The sequence below is a fragment of the Acidithiobacillus sp. HP-11 genome (genome assembly GCF_015100075.1).
In the GTDB taxonomy this organism is placed as follows: domain Bacteria; phylum Pseudomonadota; class Gammaproteobacteria; order Acidithiobacillales; family Acidithiobacillaceae; genus Acidithiobacillus; species Acidithiobacillus thiooxidans.
In genome coordinates this window covers 1-16,077 of sequence record NZ_JACKYY010000053.1, presented here as the reverse complement: position 1 = coordinate 16,077, position 16,077 = coordinate 1, and the positions used below count along the sequence as shown (strand labels likewise).

At 51.9% G+C, this 16,077-nt stretch carries 18 protein-coding genes and 2 pseudogenes; 10 read left to right on the top strand and 10 right to left on the bottom strand.

Annotated elements, in window-relative coordinates:
- On the top strand, positions 1-165 hold a 165-nt coding region (locus H7F08_RS13195), incomplete at its 5' end, for a transposase (RefSeq protein ID WP_193640784.1).
- An 86-nt stretch (positions 166-251) separates the two neighbouring features.
- Here H7F08_RS13195 and H7F08_RS13190 read toward each other — a convergent pair.
- The 7 genes from H7F08_RS13190 to H7F08_RS13160 are packed head-to-tail and all read right to left on the bottom strand — an operon-like array spanning position 252 to position 3,281.
- Positions 252-473: a hypothetical protein gene (locus H7F08_RS13190; RefSeq protein WP_024894731.1), complete on the bottom strand. Its 222-nt coding sequence runs from the start codon at positions 471-473 to the stop codon at positions 252-254.
- Complete coding sequence (locus H7F08_RS13185) at positions 470-1,354, bottom strand: phospholipase D-like domain-containing protein (RefSeq protein ID WP_193640783.1); 885 nt, start codon at positions 1,352-1,354, stop codon at positions 470-472. The genes H7F08_RS13190 and H7F08_RS13185 overlap by 4 nt, the downstream gene beginning before the upstream one ends.
- Positions 1,341-1,832 carry a hypothetical protein gene (locus tag H7F08_RS13180; protein ID WP_024894733.1) on the bottom strand — a complete coding sequence of 164 codons (492 nt, stop codon included), beginning with the start codon at positions 1,830-1,832 and terminating at the stop codon, positions 1,341-1,343. The genes H7F08_RS13185 and H7F08_RS13180 overlap by 14 nt, the downstream gene beginning before the upstream one ends.
- Before the next feature lies 1 nt (position 1,833).
- On the bottom strand, positions 1,834-2,292 hold the full coding sequence (locus tag H7F08_RS13175) for a hypothetical protein (protein WP_035218714.1): 459 nt from the start codon (positions 2,290-2,292) through the stop codon (positions 1,834-1,836).
- Positions 2,293-2,305: 13 nt separating this feature from the next.
- Positions 2,306-2,797: a restriction endonuclease gene (locus H7F08_RS13170; protein WP_077218235.1), complete on the bottom strand. Its 492-nt coding sequence runs from the start codon at positions 2,795-2,797 to the stop codon at positions 2,306-2,308.
- Positions 2,791-3,003 carry a hypothetical protein gene (locus H7F08_RS13165; protein ID WP_193640782.1) on the bottom strand — a complete coding sequence of 71 codons (213 nt, stop codon included), beginning with the start codon at positions 3,001-3,003 and terminating at the stop codon, positions 2,791-2,793. Before H7F08_RS13165 ends, H7F08_RS13170 begins: the two co-directional genes overlap by 7 nt.
- Positions 3,000-3,281 carry a hypothetical protein gene (locus tag H7F08_RS13160; protein ID WP_024894736.1) on the bottom strand — a complete coding sequence of 94 codons (282 nt, stop codon included), beginning with the start codon at positions 3,279-3,281 and terminating at the stop codon, positions 3,000-3,002. The genes H7F08_RS13165 and H7F08_RS13160 overlap by 4 nt, the downstream gene beginning before the upstream one ends.
- A gap of 73 nt (positions 3,282-3,354) precedes the next feature.
- On the opposite strand from H7F08_RS13160, the gene H7F08_RS13155 reads away from it, so the two are divergent.
- From H7F08_RS13155 to H7F08_RS13115, 9 genes and pseudogenes are all read left to right on the top strand, one after another.
- Positions 3,355-3,699, top strand: coding sequence for a hypothetical protein (locus tag H7F08_RS13155; RefSeq protein WP_193640781.1), 345 nt, complete (start codon positions 3,355-3,357; stop codon positions 3,697-3,699).
- A gap of 112 nt (positions 3,700-3,811) precedes the next feature.
- Positions 3,812-4,711 (top strand): patatin-like phospholipase family protein, encoded by a 900-nt coding sequence (locus H7F08_RS13150; RefSeq protein ID WP_193640780.1) that lies wholly within the window; start codon positions 3,812-3,814, stop codon positions 4,709-4,711.
- A 297-nt stretch (positions 4,712-5,008) separates the two neighbouring features.
- A complete protein-coding gene (locus tag H7F08_RS13145; protein ID WP_193640779.1) occupies positions 5,009-6,034 on the top strand; it encodes a zinc-dependent alcohol dehydrogenase family protein in 1,026 nt (341 codons plus the stop codon).
- Entirely contained in the window at positions 6,024-6,452 is a 429-nt protein-coding gene (locus tag H7F08_RS15555) for a helix-turn-helix domain-containing protein (protein ID WP_319025807.1), read from the top strand. The genes H7F08_RS13145 and H7F08_RS15555 overlap by 11 nt, the downstream gene beginning before the upstream one ends.
- Complete coding sequence (locus H7F08_RS13135) at positions 6,449-6,874, top strand: hypothetical protein (protein ID WP_193640778.1); 426 nt, start codon at positions 6,449-6,451, stop codon at positions 6,872-6,874. The genes H7F08_RS15555 and H7F08_RS13135 overlap by 4 nt, the downstream gene beginning before the upstream one ends.
- Positions 6,875-7,091: 217 nt before the next feature.
- Positions 7,092-9,608, top strand: a complete 2,517-nt coding sequence (locus H7F08_RS13130) for an AAA family ATPase (RefSeq protein ID WP_193640777.1) — start codon at positions 7,092-7,094, stop codon at positions 9,606-9,608.
- Entirely contained in the window at positions 9,605-12,280 is a 2,676-nt protein-coding gene (locus H7F08_RS13125) for a DEAD/DEAH box helicase (protein WP_193640776.1), read from the top strand. Before H7F08_RS13130 ends, H7F08_RS13125 begins: the two co-directional genes overlap by 4 nt.
- 1,238 nt (positions 12,281-13,518) lie before the next feature.
- The gene (locus tag H7F08_RS13120) at positions 13,519-13,839 is read left to right on the top strand and encodes a hypothetical protein (RefSeq protein ID WP_193640775.1); all 321 of its coding nucleotides are present in this window, start codon (positions 13,519-13,521) and stop codon (positions 13,837-13,839) included.
- Positions 13,840-13,999: 160 nt separating this feature from the next.
- A pseudogene (locus H7F08_RS13115) lies at positions 14,000-14,571 on the top strand (IS630 family transposase); the annotation flags it as partial.
- Positions 14,572-14,641: 70 nt separating this feature from the next.
- Here H7F08_RS13115 and H7F08_RS13110 read toward each other — a convergent pair.
- The 3 genes and pseudogenes from H7F08_RS13110 to H7F08_RS13100 all read right to left on the bottom strand — a co-directional run bounded on the left by H7F08_RS13110 (position 14,642) and on the right by H7F08_RS13100 (position 16,076).
- Positions 14,642-15,235, bottom strand: a complete 594-nt coding sequence (locus H7F08_RS13110) for a CBS domain-containing protein (protein ID WP_024894746.1) — start codon at positions 15,233-15,235, stop codon at positions 14,642-14,644.
- An 86-nt stretch (positions 15,236-15,321) separates the two neighbouring features.
- Entirely contained in the window at positions 15,322-15,888 is a 567-nt protein-coding gene (locus H7F08_RS13105) for a YbhB/YbcL family Raf kinase inhibitor-like protein (protein WP_193640774.1), read from the bottom strand.
- Positions 15,889-15,959: 71 nt separating this feature from the next.
- Positions 15,960-16,076: pseudogene (locus H7F08_RS13100) on the bottom strand (Hsp20 family protein).
- Position 16,077: the final 1 nt, after the last annotated feature.

Sequence of the window (16,077 nt, the reverse complement as noted above, 5' to 3'; positions counted from 1 at the left end):
CCACTACGTTGGTTCGAGAGCCATCTGAGTAACGGCACTCTGGAAGGTTTCAACAGTCTGCTCCAGTCCGCCAAATCCAGGGCACGGGGCTATCGCACCCACAAGAATTTTATTAACATGGCTTACCTCGTACTGGGTAAGCTGGATCTCAAGCTACCCACTTAAAACAGCGAGGAACCGGATTTTTGTTGACCTGCGGCTTTTTATTGGCGGGTTTTTTGTGCAAGGCTTTTTCTTGCATGGGAGTCTCCTTATCCTTTGCCCATCGCTAAAAATTCCCGATGGATTTTTCCGATCAGGGGTGGAAAAGACCAGCCGAACCAGCCAAACATCATATAGATAATGATGTTTTCCACCGTGAAAGATTGCCCCGTCATCCAGAGGACGATGACCGCTAAAGCGCCTAACAGTGCCAGGATACCGAACGCGGCAATGCTGGCATAAAAAAAGGCTTTGACAGTATTACTGGTCATTGTGCTGCCTGCCAGTCTTTATTGAATTGCGTCTGTAATTCGGTAATATCCCGCCCATTCAGCAATAACCCAATTTCTCGGTTCCGTTCAAGTGACGTGCGGGTCAGATTCTCGCTACCGATATAAGCCAGGGTGTTTCCTACCACCAGTTTGCTATGCACATAGATCGGTTTGACGAGTAATAAACGCACCTGTACGCCGTGTGCTTCCAGAAAGGCCGCGTCTTTCTTATCCTGCGCATTGATATTGGCGGGCATGATGACGCGAGCCAGTTTTCCTTTGGCGGCAATGGCGTCCAGCGTCGGTGCATAAGGCCCGATTTCCTCATCTTCAATAGCAATCGGCCCCGGCTGGTCGATGACCTGCGCAATCTGTTTTACGGATGTACCCGGTGAGAGCACCAAAACCTGATGCGTCCATGCCGGCGCCCGGCGATTATTCCAGTCAGCGTTAAAAACCGCATTGACGGCTTTGACGATGGTGGGGTTTTGGGTGACGTAAAGGTAATTGCGGGCATTATGAAAATCTGACCAGGCAAAATTCGGATTGCCGATCTCGGCCTCGTGGCCTGATGCCAGATATTTGGCATGGTAAAAAGACCACTGACTGCCGTGGCTGGTAAAGCGGTAAGGCGCCAGATGCAGTTGCGCACCGGTCGCTTCGATGGCTTTTTCCTCTTTACGCACCTGCCAGGATTTCATGCCATAGGGCTTGCCCTCGATGATGACCCGTACATCCACACCCCGCGCTTTGGCCGCTTGAATGGCGCGAAGAATCGGGCGGTCGGTCATGTAGTAAACGCCCACATTCAATTCGTGACGAGCAGACTGAATGACCTGTAAAATTGGCGAAACGCCCGCTTGTGGTTCAATATACAGCATGTTTACTCTCCTTTTTTTCTGCCAGAAACAGCCAATACCCGTAATTACCGGGACGTAAACGCGAAGGCGCATACGTTTTGGTTGGATACGCTTTTAGCAGGTCGCTCAAAAATCGGTCCTGACGCTGTAAGGTTTCGGACACTTCGGGATGCCCTATTAAAAAACCCGGTGATCTTTCAGCCAGAAATTCAAAAAACTCCCGGTGTTCATCCGGACGTTTGACGATACCGCCCTCGCAATGGTCCAGAATGTCCTGAATCACAGCCCACTGTTTACGGCGTTGCCAGAAATGACAAGGGCGGCTGGCTTCCCGCAAGCGGGTCAGGAAAATACGCTGGCTCTCCAGCCAGTATTCCAGCCACACGCATTGATCCGGCGTCCAGTTCCGCGCCAGAAGTCGAATGATTTTCTGGTTGTCCTCCAGGCAATCCCGGACGCCATCTTTGAGGATATTCTGTAGGGTCTGTATGTTTTCCATATTACCTGGATCTCCTTTGCATCCAGGGCGATCCTGCACCAAAGGTTACGGTATCGCCTTTGACTTGCACATTCACGAAAGCGAGATATTCCAGGAGTCCTTTTCCGGTGGGCAGGCGCCCTGTCTCTGCAATCTTTTTGGCTGCCGCCCGTTTTTCCGGCATGGACAGGGTTATCCATCCACCCGTGCGATCCTGCCAAGTCGCAAACAGGACCAGCGGTTCTTCCAGAGAAAAAACGCCCTTCGCACCCAATTCCATCATGCGCGTCAAAGCGGCATAGGCTTTTTCTTCCTGATCTTTTTCGCTGCAATGCTCAGGAAACTCCTGTTGCAAGTGGTTCAGGATTTTCCGGTACAGCTTGAAAAAAGCCTGTCCTGCATCCAGCACATTGATCGTTAGGGGTTTGGGTGTCTGCTCTGGATAGGTGCCGTTTAACTTGCGGATTTTGGCTTGTCCCATGACGTGTTCCTCCTTACACCAAAAAATCAATCAATTCCTGACCGGACAAAATGATGATCTGGCCGTAGCGATGCCGCAGCCCTGCCGGGGTTCTGCCGGTATGCACGAAATAGCCCTCGGTCAATCCGAACCGGGACAGATCACGGCCAAACTGTTTTACATGCGCGGTCTGGATCGCGTCCTTGTAGCGTTTGCACTGAATCCCGATCCAGTGATTGTCCCGAAAGACCTTGCCATCCAGTCCACCATCGCCGGAATAGCGGGTGCCGCGTTCTACAAGGCATCCTTTTCTTTTGAATCCGTCGAGGACCAGTTCCTCAAAAACGAGGGGGTCCAGCTTGCGCAGATAGCCAATGCGTCGGGCAAAAGCATCCTTGCCCTGAATCTCGGCCAGGGTGTCATAGCGATGGACGGCGGCTTTCTGGCGATGACGGTGACTGGCTTTGCGCCTGGATTGCCATTGAGCTATCCAGGCTTTTCCATGGGCCATCATCCTGTTTAACATGCTGTCCCGCCAAGCGGTTTTCCGTCATAACCTTTATAATGTGGTTGCTCCCTGCAAGGGATTTCCGGGATTTCCTGCAAGGCATCCCGCAAAGCGGCGCGAAGCTCTTCCACGATGTGCGGATACAGGCGGAGATAGGGAATAACGTCCTGGCGGGTCAGCGAGCGCCAATACTGTTTGCGAACGGACAAGGGCAATGCGCTCATGACGTGCCCCGCTTTTTGGGCTGGTATTGCTGCAATACCTGATAAGCCGCTTCCCGGTGGGCAATGGCCTGATCGGGTACGCGGCCCTGGCAGATCAGTACCAGACTGAGCAGGTCCAGCCAGGTAAACCCGTAGCCGTCCCGGGCATCCATGGCTTTCATGAACGCCTTGCGATCTTCGGCGGTTCCCATCGGATCACCCTGCAATAACCACTGTTTCTTGCGTTCCAGTTCGGCCTGCTTTTCGGAAAGCTGACGAACGCGACTTTCTGTATCCAAGGCTAATCTCCTCTGCTTCTGACAGGGTGATGCCGTTTTTGAAAGCCGGTTTTGAATTTACGGGTTCTTGCTGATGACGAAAGCCATTTGTGCTATGATTGCAAAGAGGAAAGTAAGAGGGGAAAACGCCATGAAGACAGACATTCATCTGATGGCAAAAAACATTTTCCATCATGTAGAGATGCACTTTCTCAGTCCGGCTTATGCGATTGGCATGAGCACCATCGTCAGGTTTTATGGGAAAAATACCCAGTTTCGTCGATGGGTCAAAAATGTGCCCCCGAGCCGGATACAAAAGATGCTGGCCGTCATGGTCCGGGAATGCGCCTGGCGGAATGAGGCATGGTTGGCGGAATACATAAAGAACCGTTCTATCCAGGGGTCAGTGTTTACTCAGGATAAAAGACAGACCAGTTAGGGGCGATCAAAATAAATGCGGCTACATCCGCGCCCTATTGAGCTCTTCGTGGCCGCGATATATGGCAAACCAGACGTGGTGGCGTCAAAAACGCGTGGGGGTGGAGATCACCATGACTATTGGCTTGGCTCTTGGCAGTGGTGCGGCCCGTGGGTGGGCACACATAGGAGTAATAAACGCGCTAAATGATCAAGGAATCGTACCGGATATTGTTTGTGGCACATCCATAGGCGCGTTGGTTGGTGCATCCTATGTTTCTAACAACCTTGGGAAGCTGGAAAAATGGGTTTGTTCATTAACAAAGCTTGAAACAGCCAAATTTTTTTCCATCAAATGGTCTCTGAATGGTTTTGTCAACAAAGAGCGGTTACATTATTTCCTCAACAAATATGTGGCAGATGATGACTCAAAAATAGAAGCGTTAGTCAACAAAACATATGCCTCAGTGGCAACAGACCTGCAAACCGGTAGCGAGATTTGGCTGACGAACGGCTCTATTTTGGATGCCGTCATCTCGTCCATATCTATGCCCGGCCTCTTTCCCGCAGTCAAAAACAACGGCCGGTGGCTCATAGATGGCGGATTGGTGAACCCAGTCCCCGTTTCGGTCTGTCGAGCGCTGGGCGCCGATACTATTATTGCCGTAACTTTGAACGATACTCTTGTTCGAGAGCACCATCAAAATAACAACGTCATAAAAACACAGGACACCGGAATTGCCGGAAAAATATCGGATCTGCTCACTACCTATACAGCTTCAATATTTCCGACGATAGGTGACGAGGATCAACCCCCCAGTCTCTTTGATACCATCTCTGCCTCGGTGAATATCATGCAGGACAGGATCATCAAAAGCCGTATAGTTGATGATCCTCCGGATATACTCCTTTCTCCAAGACTATCCCACATTGGCCTGCTGGAGTTTTATCGTGCTGATGAAGCCATCGCGGAGGGGAAAAAATACGTGCAAAGCATATTACCGGAAATACAGCGCGTGTTGGGGATATTCTGATGCAGGTGTGCCTGCAGATTAAAGGCCCCATCAAATGGATTCGGTAAATCGAACGCTCAGCCATTGCATTTTGAGTGTTGAAGATATCTTCGATCTCCAGGATCAGACGCACATTGACCAATGGGGACGGGATCAGATTCCAGATAATCGGCCAGAGTCTATCCCAGACCAGGCGGATAGCGGCGACGCAATCATTGCGGGATGGTCTACAATTGCCGAATCAGGCTTGTTACTTTCCGTAACTCCGTGATGGTGCATCGTCATGGAAGTTCTATGGCAACTACAAGGAGGTGGTTTATGCATGCCATGGTCCTGGAAAAGGTGGGTAACCCTTTGGTGTCCACTGAATTGCCGCGACCACAGCCCGAGCCGGGCCAGGTCCTGGTTAAAATACTGGCATGCGGAGTGTGCCGTACCGATCTGCATGTCGTGGACGGTGAATTGCCCAACCCCAAACTACCACTCGTTCCCGGTCATGAAGTAATCGGCCAGATAGAATCGGTGGGAAGCCCGGATATTTCCTTAACGACCGGTCAGATGGTGGGAATTCCCTGGCTCGCATGGACTTGCGGAGCCTGCGAATATTGTCGGTCAGGACGGGAAAATCTTTGTGATCAGGCACTTTTCCATGGTTACACCGTGGATGGTGGTTACGCGGAGTATATGGTCGCTGATGCGCGTTACTGCTTTCTCCTTCCAGATATTTACGCTAATCCGGAAGGTGCCCCGCTATTGTGTGCGGGGCTCATCGGCTTTCGGGGCTTACGTTTTGCAGAGGGGAGCCGGCGCCTCGGTCTTTATGGATTCGGTGCCGCCGCGCATTTGCTGATTCAGATGGCACGTTATCAAGGTATGGAGGTCTATGCATTTACCCGCCCGGGCGATAGCGAGGCACAGGATCTGGCGATCAAATTGGGGGCTGCGTGGGTTGGCGGATCGGATGTCCTGCCGCCACAACCGCTGGATGCGGCAATTTTATTTGCGCCGATTGGGGCCCTCATACCTGTTGCTCTTCAGGCGGTCAGGAAAGGGGGTGTTGTGATCAGTGCAGGAATTCACATGTCGGATATCCCCACTTTCTCCTATTCCTTTCTCTGGGAGGAGCGACAGGTGCGATCTGTCGCCAACCTGACGCGCAAAGATGCCGAAGACTATTTCCCATTGGCACGATGTGCACCGGTACAAAGCCACATCACAACGTATCCTTTGAGCATGGCGAATGTGGCATTGGCAGATTTGAAACGTGGCGCGGTTCATGGTGCAGCGGTGTTGGTTATGGGGGCATGGCAGGAAAGAGAGACGTTAAAGGGAAATGGATTCTGACCTGTCTCATAGGCCAAACCATACTAGACCCATGCAACGACTCCAAGCCTACAAGTTTGAGCTACGACCGACTGGGGAACAGCAGCGCCAGATGCGCCGCTTTTCCGGATTGTGCCGCTTCGTGTTCAATAAGGCATTGGCGTTGCATAAGGAACGCTACGAGCAGGGAGAAAAGAAAGTGGGTTATGTGCGCTTTCCAAGTACGCGCATGACCGGCTGTTTCCCCCATGGTGAGTGTTATAACGATCCAGATGTGCGCTTCGTGAATTATTTCTGGGATGGTCGGGCAGTACACTGTTTCCCCCGTCTGGCGTATGGATTTCGGCAAATCAATGGTTGTGTGGAGTTGCCATTAAAAGCAGCACAACGGGCCTATGGGTTGATACATATCGGTACGCCGGTGACGGTGATGCCATGATCCGTTGGATGCGACTCAGCCGATTTGTACTGTGGTGTTTGTTGGCTATGGTGGTGCTTGTTGTCCCATTAGCGTCCAGCGCGACCACTACCAGCGTGAATGCGCCTATCGTACTGAAGATACTGACCCCGCGTGCGGGAGAGGTGATCCATAATGATCAGGACAAGGTCGCTGTGGGTCTTTTGGTCTTGCCGGAGTCCGTGTTTCAGGAAGGCTTGCGAATCAGAATGCGACTGGATGGAAAATTCCGGCAGCGGCTTTGGAATCGGCCCTTCTTCACGTTGGATCAGGTATATCGTGGAAAACACACTGTGCAGGCCGCTCTTGTCACGCAAAACGGTCATATTGTGGCCCTGTCTCCCGTGGTGGTGTTTTATCTCTGGCAGGCTTCCCGTCTCTTTCATATGCCTTCTATTCATTAGGAATGTTGTGGCGGGAAGCCTGTTTGTTGCGGTAAAAAGACAATCAGTGATAGCCACTAATGCTGCCTAGGGCGAGAACCATCAGATCCATATGCTTTGGAGCTAATAATATAGAATCGGCATGATGCTATTACTCATGATGTGAATTAGTTGGCACGTGAAATTTCGGCATCACCCCAGTATTAGTCAGATCATTCTGGGGAACAGGAGGAAAACGATGACCAATTTTCGATTCAATGAGGAACAGACGGCGATTCTGGATCACCTGCATTACAGGGATTCCCAAATTCTGGCGGTGAATGCCCTGGCGGGTACGGGCAAGACGACCACCCTCAAAGGCGCCGCCGAGTATCCACTGAAAGCAGAACGGTTACGCTATTTCGTTTTCAATAAACGCAATGCCGATGAAGCGTCCGCTGAGTTTCCCCGGAATACGACCGTGAGTACCGCGCACAGTTTTGCTTATCGCTCTCCACACCCGGACGGCGGCGGCACCATGAGTGAGGTATACGGCGGATCACAACCCCGTTTGTTCAGTGGTAGCCTGTACGGACCCTTGCGCGACCAGTTGCGGCAAAGCACGGATTTTGCGGATCGTGTCCGGCAGATTCGTCAGGAACTGCGTTGTTCCGAAGGCCGGGCGATCATGGCCGTGCAATCCGTGTTACGGCAGTTTAGTCAGTCCGCCGATGCGCAGATTGGCCCGCAGCACATCGCGCCGGACCTGGCGGAATACATTCATCGTGCAGGATTACAGGGAAATCCCAAAGCCTTGTTGGGCACATCCGCCTGGGCCTGGGACCGGATGCGTGATCCCTTTTCTCAATTTCCCATCGACCACAGTGCTTATCTGAAACTGTGTTCCTTGTCTCCGCCCCGGATTCCCGCAGACACCATTCTTTTTGATGAAGCGCAGGATGCTTCACCACCCATGCTGGAAATTCTCAAGGCGCAGCTACAGTATGGCACCCGGCTGGTATTGGTGGGCGACACTTATCAGCACATCTATGATTTTACGGGTGCCGTGGACGCCATGCGGATCATGCAACAGGATCATCCCGATCTGACCCAGACTTTGCCACTGGCCACCAGCTATCGCTTTGGACAGGAGATTGCCGACGCGGGCAATCATTTTTTAAGACTGATGGGTTCGCCTTATCTGCTGACCGGGAAAGGTCCCGATGGCCAGGTGCTGGATGATTCCGTGAATAATGTCCATGCGGTCCTGTTTCGCGGCAATGCCGGATTGCTCCAGGCCGCTGTTCAGGCGGTTATGGCCGGGCAACGGATTCATGTGGTTGGCGGTACGGGCGAGATTGTGAATCTCGTGGAAGCCATGGGACGCCTCTATAAAGGTGAATTTGCCAAACATCCTGAACTGAGTTTTTTCGATGACTGGCATCAGCTCTCCGAATATGCGCAAACCCCTCTGGGACAAGGTTTCTCTCCTCTGGTCAGAATCGTGGAACAGAAGCAGGGGCGCGTTGAAGCGATTGCCAAGGCATTGCGTCACACCGAAACGGACCCCAAACAGGCGCAATATGTCCTGTCCACCGGCCATAAATCCAAAGGCGGGCAATGGGATAATGTCCTGCTCATGGATGATTTCCAGCGCAGTTGGCTGAATACCGAACCCGAAGCAGGGCGGCAGTATCAGGTGCCCGACCATGACACACTCTGTTTGCAGTATGTAGCCTGTACCCGCGCCCAGAAAACCCTCTTTACGAACGGCTTACTGGACACCATGGAACGGGCTTTGCGGGAAGAAAAGGATTATGGATACCCCGATGTCCGCAAGGACACCGCACAACATATTCCAGAAGTTCTGGACGGATTGAAAGCGGCCAGGAATCCTGAACCGGTCAATCCAATCATTATCGGTTTGTCCGGCGCACCGGGCGCAGGTAAAGATACAGTCGCCGATATGCTGGACATGAAAAAACTGTCCTTTAGTGACCGCATCTATCAGGAAGTCGCCCAGGCTTACGGCCTTTCTTCCGTGGATTACTTGAAGGATCGCAGTAATAAAGACAATCCCATAGCGTTAAATGGCATGGCCGTCATTCCTGAAATGGCCGATGCCCTGACAGCCGCCCATTTTACGTCGCCCGTAACACCGCGTATGGCTTTGCAGGCATGGGGTGATTATCGCCGCAGCCAAGACCCTGATTACTTCATTCGGAGCATACGGGAACAGGCACATGGTAAATCCGTGGTTATTTCTGATGTGCGCACTCCGGCCGAGGTGGACCTAATTGAAGAATTGGGCGGGATAATGGTTCGGATACGCCATGACGAGGCTGAAAAAGTATTCCATAACCATCCCCTTGAAACCGCACTCTCTGGTTATCAAATGCACTACGAAATTCAGAACAACGGCACACTGGACGATCTTCGTGAGAAAGTGGCCTTGTTCAAAAAAGAAATCAATGGTTCCGTACCAGAAGTTCGACCCCTGTATGCCCTGTCTCCTTCTCTGGATGACGTGAAAGCCGGGCGTTTTGTGGGCGGGCCGACAACGGATTTGCAGGAATTGCTGGCTTTCGGACAGGGAGACACCTTTCTTGTCGGATTGCACAAAGAACGCGCGCCTGAAATCCTGGGGCATCTGAGTGACCAGACCCGAAGCAGCCTGCTGCGCTGCAACACGCAAGATGATCCACAGATCGGTCCCATCCCGCCAAGCGAAGAAGCGACACCGCCGCCCGCTTTTATGTTCGGGAGGCGTCCATGAGACGGAAAACGCATGAAAACCAGTTGACGTTTTTCCAGACGGATGCAGACCCACATCGCTTTCAGTTACGCTGGTATCAGCAGGAAGCCGTGGACGCCATGATGGCAGCGCTTCTGGAAAACGACCGCCATCCGGCCTGTATTGCAGCGACGGGGGCGGGCAAGTGCCTGGGCAAAGATACGCCGGTCTTGCTATATAGCGGTGAGGTCGTGCCGGTACAGGACGTGCAGATAGGCGATCTGTTGATGGGGCCGGATTCCGGGCCGCGTACTGTGCTTTCCCTGGCGCGTGGGCGGGAGAACCTGTATTGCGTTCATCAGACCAACGGGGATGACTATGTGGTCAATGAATCCCATATCCTTTCCTTGCGGGTCGATGGGCCTGCAGCCTGCGAAGGGCCTGCAGCCAGCACAGGGCCTGCTCCCCGCAAAGGGCTTGCACCCGGCATGGGGCATGTGGTCAATATTTCCGTTCTGGATTATTTGCGTCGGGATGCAGTTTTTAGGGGGCTGGCAAGCGGATGGCGCAAAACACCTTCTGATATTGTGCTGACGACTATCCGCCTGGAACCCATAGGCGAAGGGGAGTATTACGGCTTCGAGATCGCCGGGCCGGATCGTCTGTTTTTGTTGGGCGATTTTACGGTGACCCATAATACCGTCATCATGGGCGCTTTCATCGAACGGTATTTACAGGAGAACTCCCAGGAAAGTGTGCTGGTACTGGCGCATCGCGCCGAACTGATCACCCAGGCGGCAGAGCGGTTTTCGCATATTTTGCCGAACGATCTGGTGCCGGCCATCCATTGTGCGAGTCTGGGCAAAAAAGAGTTTGGTAAGGTCACGGTGGCCAGCGTACAGACCATTGGCAAGCCGGACGTGCTGGACGCCATGCCCGCGCCAGGACTCGTGATCGTCGATGAAGCGCATCGTATTCCGACCGAAGGGAACGGTCAGTATCAACGGCTGATAAAAGCCCTGAGTGCCCGTCACCGGGATATGCGCGTCGGCGGGTTTACGGCAACGCCCTGGCGTCTGGATGGCGGGCATATTGTCGGGCCTGACAATCCATTGAATTACACCGCCTATCAGATCGAACCCGCTACCCTGATGGACGAAAAGTTTCTGGTCAAACCCCAATGGGAAAAAACCCTGTATCCCATCGAGACGGGCAAGGCGCGATCCCGCAAGGGTGATTTTCTCAATGAGGACTTGCGCAATGCTGCGACCATTCAGCACAAGGAACGGATGCAGGATGTCTTGACCCGCACGGCGGATTGTCAGCATAACATCGTGTTCACCATCGACCGCAAACATGCCCGTCTGGTCGCGCAATCCCTGCCGGACAGCGTGGTGATTGACGGCAGCATGTCGAAAGACAGCCGCGATCAACGTCTCCAGGATTTTTCGGATGGTAAATACCGGTATCTGGTCAACGTCGATCTGTTCATTGAAGGCTTTGATTTGCCCAAAATCGATTCGGTCACGGTGTTGCGGCCTACCCAGAGTGCGGCCCGCTGGATTCAGATGGTCGGACGCGGATTGCGTACCGATGACAGAAAAACGGTTTGCCGGGTACTGGATTATGGCGGCAACCTGGAACGCTTCCCCATGCGCCCCGATGAACCCGGTTTTTTTAATTATAACCCCAGGGGAGAGGGGAATAATGTACCGGGCACACTGGTTAAAAACCCCAATACGTCAGAATTTCCTGTGGAATTGCCACCGCCTTTGACCATGAATGTCGTCCGGGTGGATGCGAGTGTTTTTCATTCCAATCACAAGGACCGGGACTTTCTCAAAATCCGGTATTTTATCGGCATGACTTCCGTGGATCAGACCTGGGTGGTGCCGAGCAAGGATTTTGCGGACTTCTGGGGTCGGCACGGTTTTGGCGATGCCCCCAAAAACCCGATGGAAGCCATGAACCGGGTACGGGAGGGCGATCTGCTAGTGCCTCGCGCGGTTTCCATGCGGTATCGCGCCAATCTCAACAAGCCCTTTGGCTTTTCCGAGATCGTCTCTGAGGTCCATTCCTGGACGGAAACCATGAAAAACCGGCATATCTTTTTTTCTATCCCTTTGCATGAAGCGGGTGAGCCTTCGGGCTATACCCCTGAAACTCCCGGATTCATTCGCCCGACCCCGATTTATGGGCAGAAGATTTATGCTGATCTGGTGAATCAAAACATAGTGCCGACTAGCGGCCAGTGGGTCACTGCTTATCCCACGCAAGACGGTCAGCCGGTCCGCTTTAAACAGCCGATCATGCTCTATAATAACCAGACAGGCATGAGCTTTGTCGCAGAGAAATCCGAACTGGATCAGCTTTTGCGGCATAAAATGGTTTTTCGGCCAGTTATAGTAACAGGTGGTCCTGCTGCATCCAGTCAATATGCAGGGGTCAGTGATCGTCAGGTTTCTTTGCTGGCACCTCATGAAGCGGGCAATATGGGTTTTCTTTGTGCCCAAAAGAAGTTGTGGGACGGCGCACGGTACTGGTGGGAAAAGGCTGCAGGGCAGGGTGACGTGGCTGCACAAAAGAATTTAAGACTGCTGGATGAATGTCAGAGGGTGAGCTCCCTGCAAGGGGTGAGCACTCCGTCAATTTCTGTTGTTCAACATACCGAAACGCCGCAGGTGGTTTTTGCTTACGGCGGACGACGACCGTGATGTTAACGGACAAAAAAGTACCATGCTGGATCAGCCGTATCCAATTGATTCTACCCTTTAAAAAATTTCCACGTTTCACGAAGTATCATCCTGAGTAGCCCTACCGCCTTTGCCGACCCGGTGATGGTGGACAATAAAGTTTCATCCTGACGCCTACTGACATCCCTTGCGCTTGCGCTACACCCAATGACACATAAGCAGCGTTATGTATACCTCGCGATTATGTATAGCATCTACGGCGGTGTGGCTGAATACTCTGTAAATATTGATCTTGCTGTAGATATTGCGCCCGGATGATATACATAATCTGAGTGATACGTTGAAGTGATGATTCTTCTACTGGAGGTCATCATCATGAAACGTACCAATCCACTTTTCCTGAGGCATTCCTCCTCGCCAGTGTGCTTGCGCCGCACATGGGCGCATACACAGCCATGTACCTTCTGCAGTCAGGAGATGGAATTAATGTAATCGCGCTCTGGCTGGGGCACGAAAATCCCGCGACCCATCACTACGTGGAAGCTGATTTGGCGATGAAGGATCTAGCGCTCGCACATCTGCAAGAACCAGGTGCAACCACAAGCAGTTATCACGCACCAGACTCTCTGATGGGATTTCTAAAAGGGCTTTGATTATGTAGATCTCGCGAGCCCACCTCAGCCACACAAACCAATCGTAGCAAGGGTCGCGTCTTTACTGCTATACATAATCGCGAGGTATACATAACGCTGCTTATGTAAATATATACATAAGCAGCGTAAGCAGTCATTCGGTGGACTGACCATCCTGTTCTCGAAACTCATCATTAATTTCTCTAATGTGCCGGCCAAGGTGGTACCAAAAATGCCTCCGAGCGTATCGACGAAGGTGCCAGCGGTTACGCATACGCCACCCAAGTTATCGAGACCTACTCCGGGTGAAACGATGAACCAGTTCGCATCTTGCTGTCTGAATAACGAGTAATCACTAAAATGCAAAACGGCTTGGTCTGCTCGGCATACTGAAGCCCAAAAAATCAATCCACAATTAGTTAAAAAATCTCCATACAAAATTCTTATCAGAGAAGGCATTACCCACGTTTATAAAACGCTCAGAGGCAATGTATAGGATATTCCGGAAAGGATGCAAGAACGGGCACCTATTGGACTTGCTGAAAACAATGTGTAGTCTCATATGGATACTGCCTATTTTGATGCTGCATAGGGCCTATATTGAGGTCACCCATTCACGGAGAAAGAATGTTTTTCTGGACTTTGTTTTTTGCTTTTTTGTTCACTACAATGGCTGGATTATCTTTGTTTCTTTTGGATGTACGCCGTAATAGGCTCGCCGCATGGGTACTGGTTGTGACGCTTCTGCTCATGGCAGGGCAGCAATGGTCACAGGTGTTTTCTGTTACTGCTACAAAAGCGATTAATCACCCAGGAATTTGGCTTTCGTTCTGGCCAGGCATCCTGGAGATTGCTGCGGCAGCTATTCTCGATGTCCGGTGGTGGGCGCGACTATTATTCATGGGAGCAGGTTTTTTGGGGATTGCCTTGGCTGTTCTTAAGATATAGCAAGTCAGCACTGCCATCTCTAACAAGGCCAAAGGTAGAAGTTGGTGCCAGTGACTAGTGTAGTGTTGTATTCTTGGTGAAACTTAAGGTTTATGATGATAAAACAGCTCCATGTGGATGTGGCCCGCCTGGTAGAATTGACCAGGCAGAGTAAGCCGGAGATGAAAAAAGTCAGGTACAGGCCCTGGACCGGACCCAACCGGGACTCCCCCTCAAAAAGGGCCGCGCAGAAACGATGACCCACGACTACAAACGTAATGGCACTACGACCTTGTTTGCCGCACTCAACGTGCTGGATGGCCAGGTCATCGGACAGTGTCAACGGCGCCATACCCATGTGGAATGGCTGAAGTTCCTGAAGAAAATTGATCGGCAGACGCCCAACGACAAGGCTCTGCATCTGATTGCCGACAACTATGCGACCCATAAACACCCGGTAGTACAGGCGTGGCTCGATAAGTACCCGCGTATTCACATGCACTTTACGCGCCCACTTCGGCATCCTGGCTCAACATGGTCGAGCGTTTCTTTGGGGATATCACGACCCAGCGGTTACGTCGTGGGGTGTTCACCAGTGTGCCTGAACTCATCCAGGCCATTGAGGGGTATATCGACCACCACAACACCCATCCCAAACCCTTCATCTGGACCAAAACCGCCCGCGACATCCTACAAAAGGTCATTCGCGCCAACAGCCACTTAAGCAGTAAACAGAATGCAACACTACACTAGGTTCTTTTCGGAGATTGCCACGGTTGCTAAAATGACATGGCTATTACGCCATCTGGAATCTCTCTAGCCCCTAATCATCCCGCGAAAGAATATGCTCCAACTCGGAAAAACTTTGCACCGCGTCACTGACCGAAAGTTCAAGATCGAGTTGACGGGCAATTTGGCTGATGGAGAAAACCCCTCTGATTTCCGTCTGCTGCATCCTATTCTCTCGAACCAAAGCATGTTGGCGACCCGCGTCACGCAAGGTAAGAACAATGTCCCCTACCATGGAACGCTCTACTTCAGACAAATCCAACACATCGATTTGATGTTGACCGATCATCACGTCCTGCACTGTAATTTCATCCCGAGTCAGGCCTTTTTCTGCCGCGATACGAATCGGCTTCTCTCCTGTGAGATCTCGAGCCGTTACCAATCCAATCAGGATGTCCGCATCGTCCAGAACAAAGAGCATCCGAACGCCCGTGTGAATCATGTGTTGTAAAGCATGATCGATAGATGCTGAGGCTTTGGTGGTAACGGCGGGAACGCGATGCAGGTCCGTCATACAATGGATAGCCGGGTCTTCAGGTGACACTTTGAGCGGAAGCCCGTCATCCATTAGACATAAGCGCGAACCCGGTGGAAGTCTATAATGTTTCAATGCCCGAAATGCCTTCATTACCGTATCTCCTATCATGCTTCACGATAACCTGCTCAAATCAGTTTGCAGGGGTGCTCGATTGGTTTGAATGCCAGCAATGCCTCTCATGGGCTGGACTTTACCGGTTCATCTCTATCCAGAGCAAAGTGCCCGGAGAATTCGGCATGATCAAGTATGTGCCCCAAGTCGTAAAACTCTCTGGCTCGACGATCTGTGGCTGGAGGGATATCCAGTTGATCGGCCTTTCTTCCTGGTGTGCGAAGCTTGGCCTTCACCATCTCCCAGTCGGCCCCTTCCGGAAGCCCCAGTGAAGCCTTGTCCGTGGCCATTAACAGAAAGTCGTAATGCTGAAGCTGGTGACTGGCCGCTCCTTCTGGAGGTTTGTACCCCGTAAATCCAAAGCTGTTACGTCCTGAAAGGATACCTTCAGGCAGAGGACCACCTTCATGGATCCCTTCAATGCTTGGCGGAATATCGTAGAGTAGCCAGTGAATACGATGTTCGCTATCCGCTTCGCGATGTTCCATAAGGAGTATCAGACTTTTGGTTCCTTCTGGCACGTGTTGCCAGAAAATAGGCGGGGTTGCTCCGTCTCCCTGTTGCGTAAACCGACGAGGGATCCAGTCATCAGGATCAATTCCGGTACTAAATACTCTCATTGGTATAGCCATGTGAATCTCCTTTCTCAGCAGAAAAACAAGTCGGAATGGCTTCCGGTAAACCAGAAGCCATTCCAGATCGCTCAGGAAATGGTGATCCTCTTCCGCTTGGCGGATTCCGTTTTTGGCAGTACCAATTCAAGTACACCATCTTTAAAGGTCGCCTTTACCYKRTCWCTWWTRMWNATCTCCGAGCCCACG

Excerpts from the sequence above, each read along its gene's own strand:
- H7F08_RS13190 (WP_024894731.1), bottom strand. The coding sequence starts at position 473 with ATGACCAGTAATACTGTCAAAGCCTTTTTTTATGCCAGCATTGCCGCG.
- H7F08_RS13185 (WP_193640783.1), bottom strand. The coding sequence starts at position 1,354 with ATGCTGTATATTGAACCACAAGCGGGCGTTTCGCCAATTTTACAGGTC.
- H7F08_RS13180 (WP_024894733.1), bottom strand. The coding sequence starts at position 1,832 with ATGGAAAACATACAGACCCTACAGAATATCCTCAAAGATGGCGTCCGG.
- H7F08_RS13175 (WP_035218714.1), bottom strand. The coding sequence starts at position 2,292 with ATGGGACAAGCCAAAATCCGCAAGTTAAACGGCACCTATCCAGAGCAG.
- H7F08_RS13170 (WP_077218235.1), bottom strand. The coding sequence starts at position 2,797 with ATGTTAAACAGGATGATGGCCCATGGAAAAGCCTGGATAGCTCAATGG.
- H7F08_RS13165 (WP_193640782.1), bottom strand. The coding sequence starts at position 3,003 with ATGAGCGCATTGCCCTTGTCCGTTCGCAAACAGTATTGGCGCTCGCTG.
- H7F08_RS13155 (WP_193640781.1), top strand. The coding sequence starts at position 3,355 with ATGACGAAAGCCATTTGTGCTATGATTGCAAAGAGGAAAGTAAGAGGG.
- H7F08_RS13150 (WP_193640780.1), top strand. The coding sequence starts at position 3,812 with ATGACTATTGGCTTGGCTCTTGGCAGTGGTGCGGCCCGTGGGTGGGCA.
- H7F08_RS13145 (WP_193640779.1), top strand. The coding sequence starts at position 5,009 with ATGCATGCCATGGTCCTGGAAAAGGTGGGTAACCCTTTGGTGTCCACT.
- H7F08_RS15555 (WP_319025807.1), top strand. The coding sequence starts at position 6,024 with ATGGATTCTGACCTGTCTCATAGGCCAAACCATACTAGACCCATGCAA.
- H7F08_RS13135 (WP_193640778.1), top strand. The coding sequence starts at position 6,449 with ATGATCCGTTGGATGCGACTCAGCCGATTTGTACTGTGGTGTTTGTTG.
- H7F08_RS13130 (WP_193640777.1), top strand. The coding sequence starts at position 7,092 with ATGACCAATTTTCGATTCAATGAGGAACAGACGGCGATTCTGGATCAC.
- H7F08_RS13125 (WP_193640776.1), top strand. The coding sequence starts at position 9,605 with ATGAGACGGAAAACGCATGAAAACCAGTTGACGTTTTTCCAGACGGAT.
- H7F08_RS13120 (WP_193640775.1), top strand. The coding sequence starts at position 13,519 with ATGTTTTTCTGGACTTTGTTTTTTGCTTTTTTGTTCACTACAATGGCT.
- H7F08_RS13110 (WP_024894746.1), bottom strand. The coding sequence starts at position 15,235 with ATGAAGGCATTTCGGGCATTGAAACATTATAGACTTCCACCGGGTTCG.
- H7F08_RS13105 (WP_193640774.1), bottom strand. The coding sequence starts at position 15,888 with ATGGCTATACCAATGAGAGTATTTAGTACCGGAATTGATCCTGATGAC.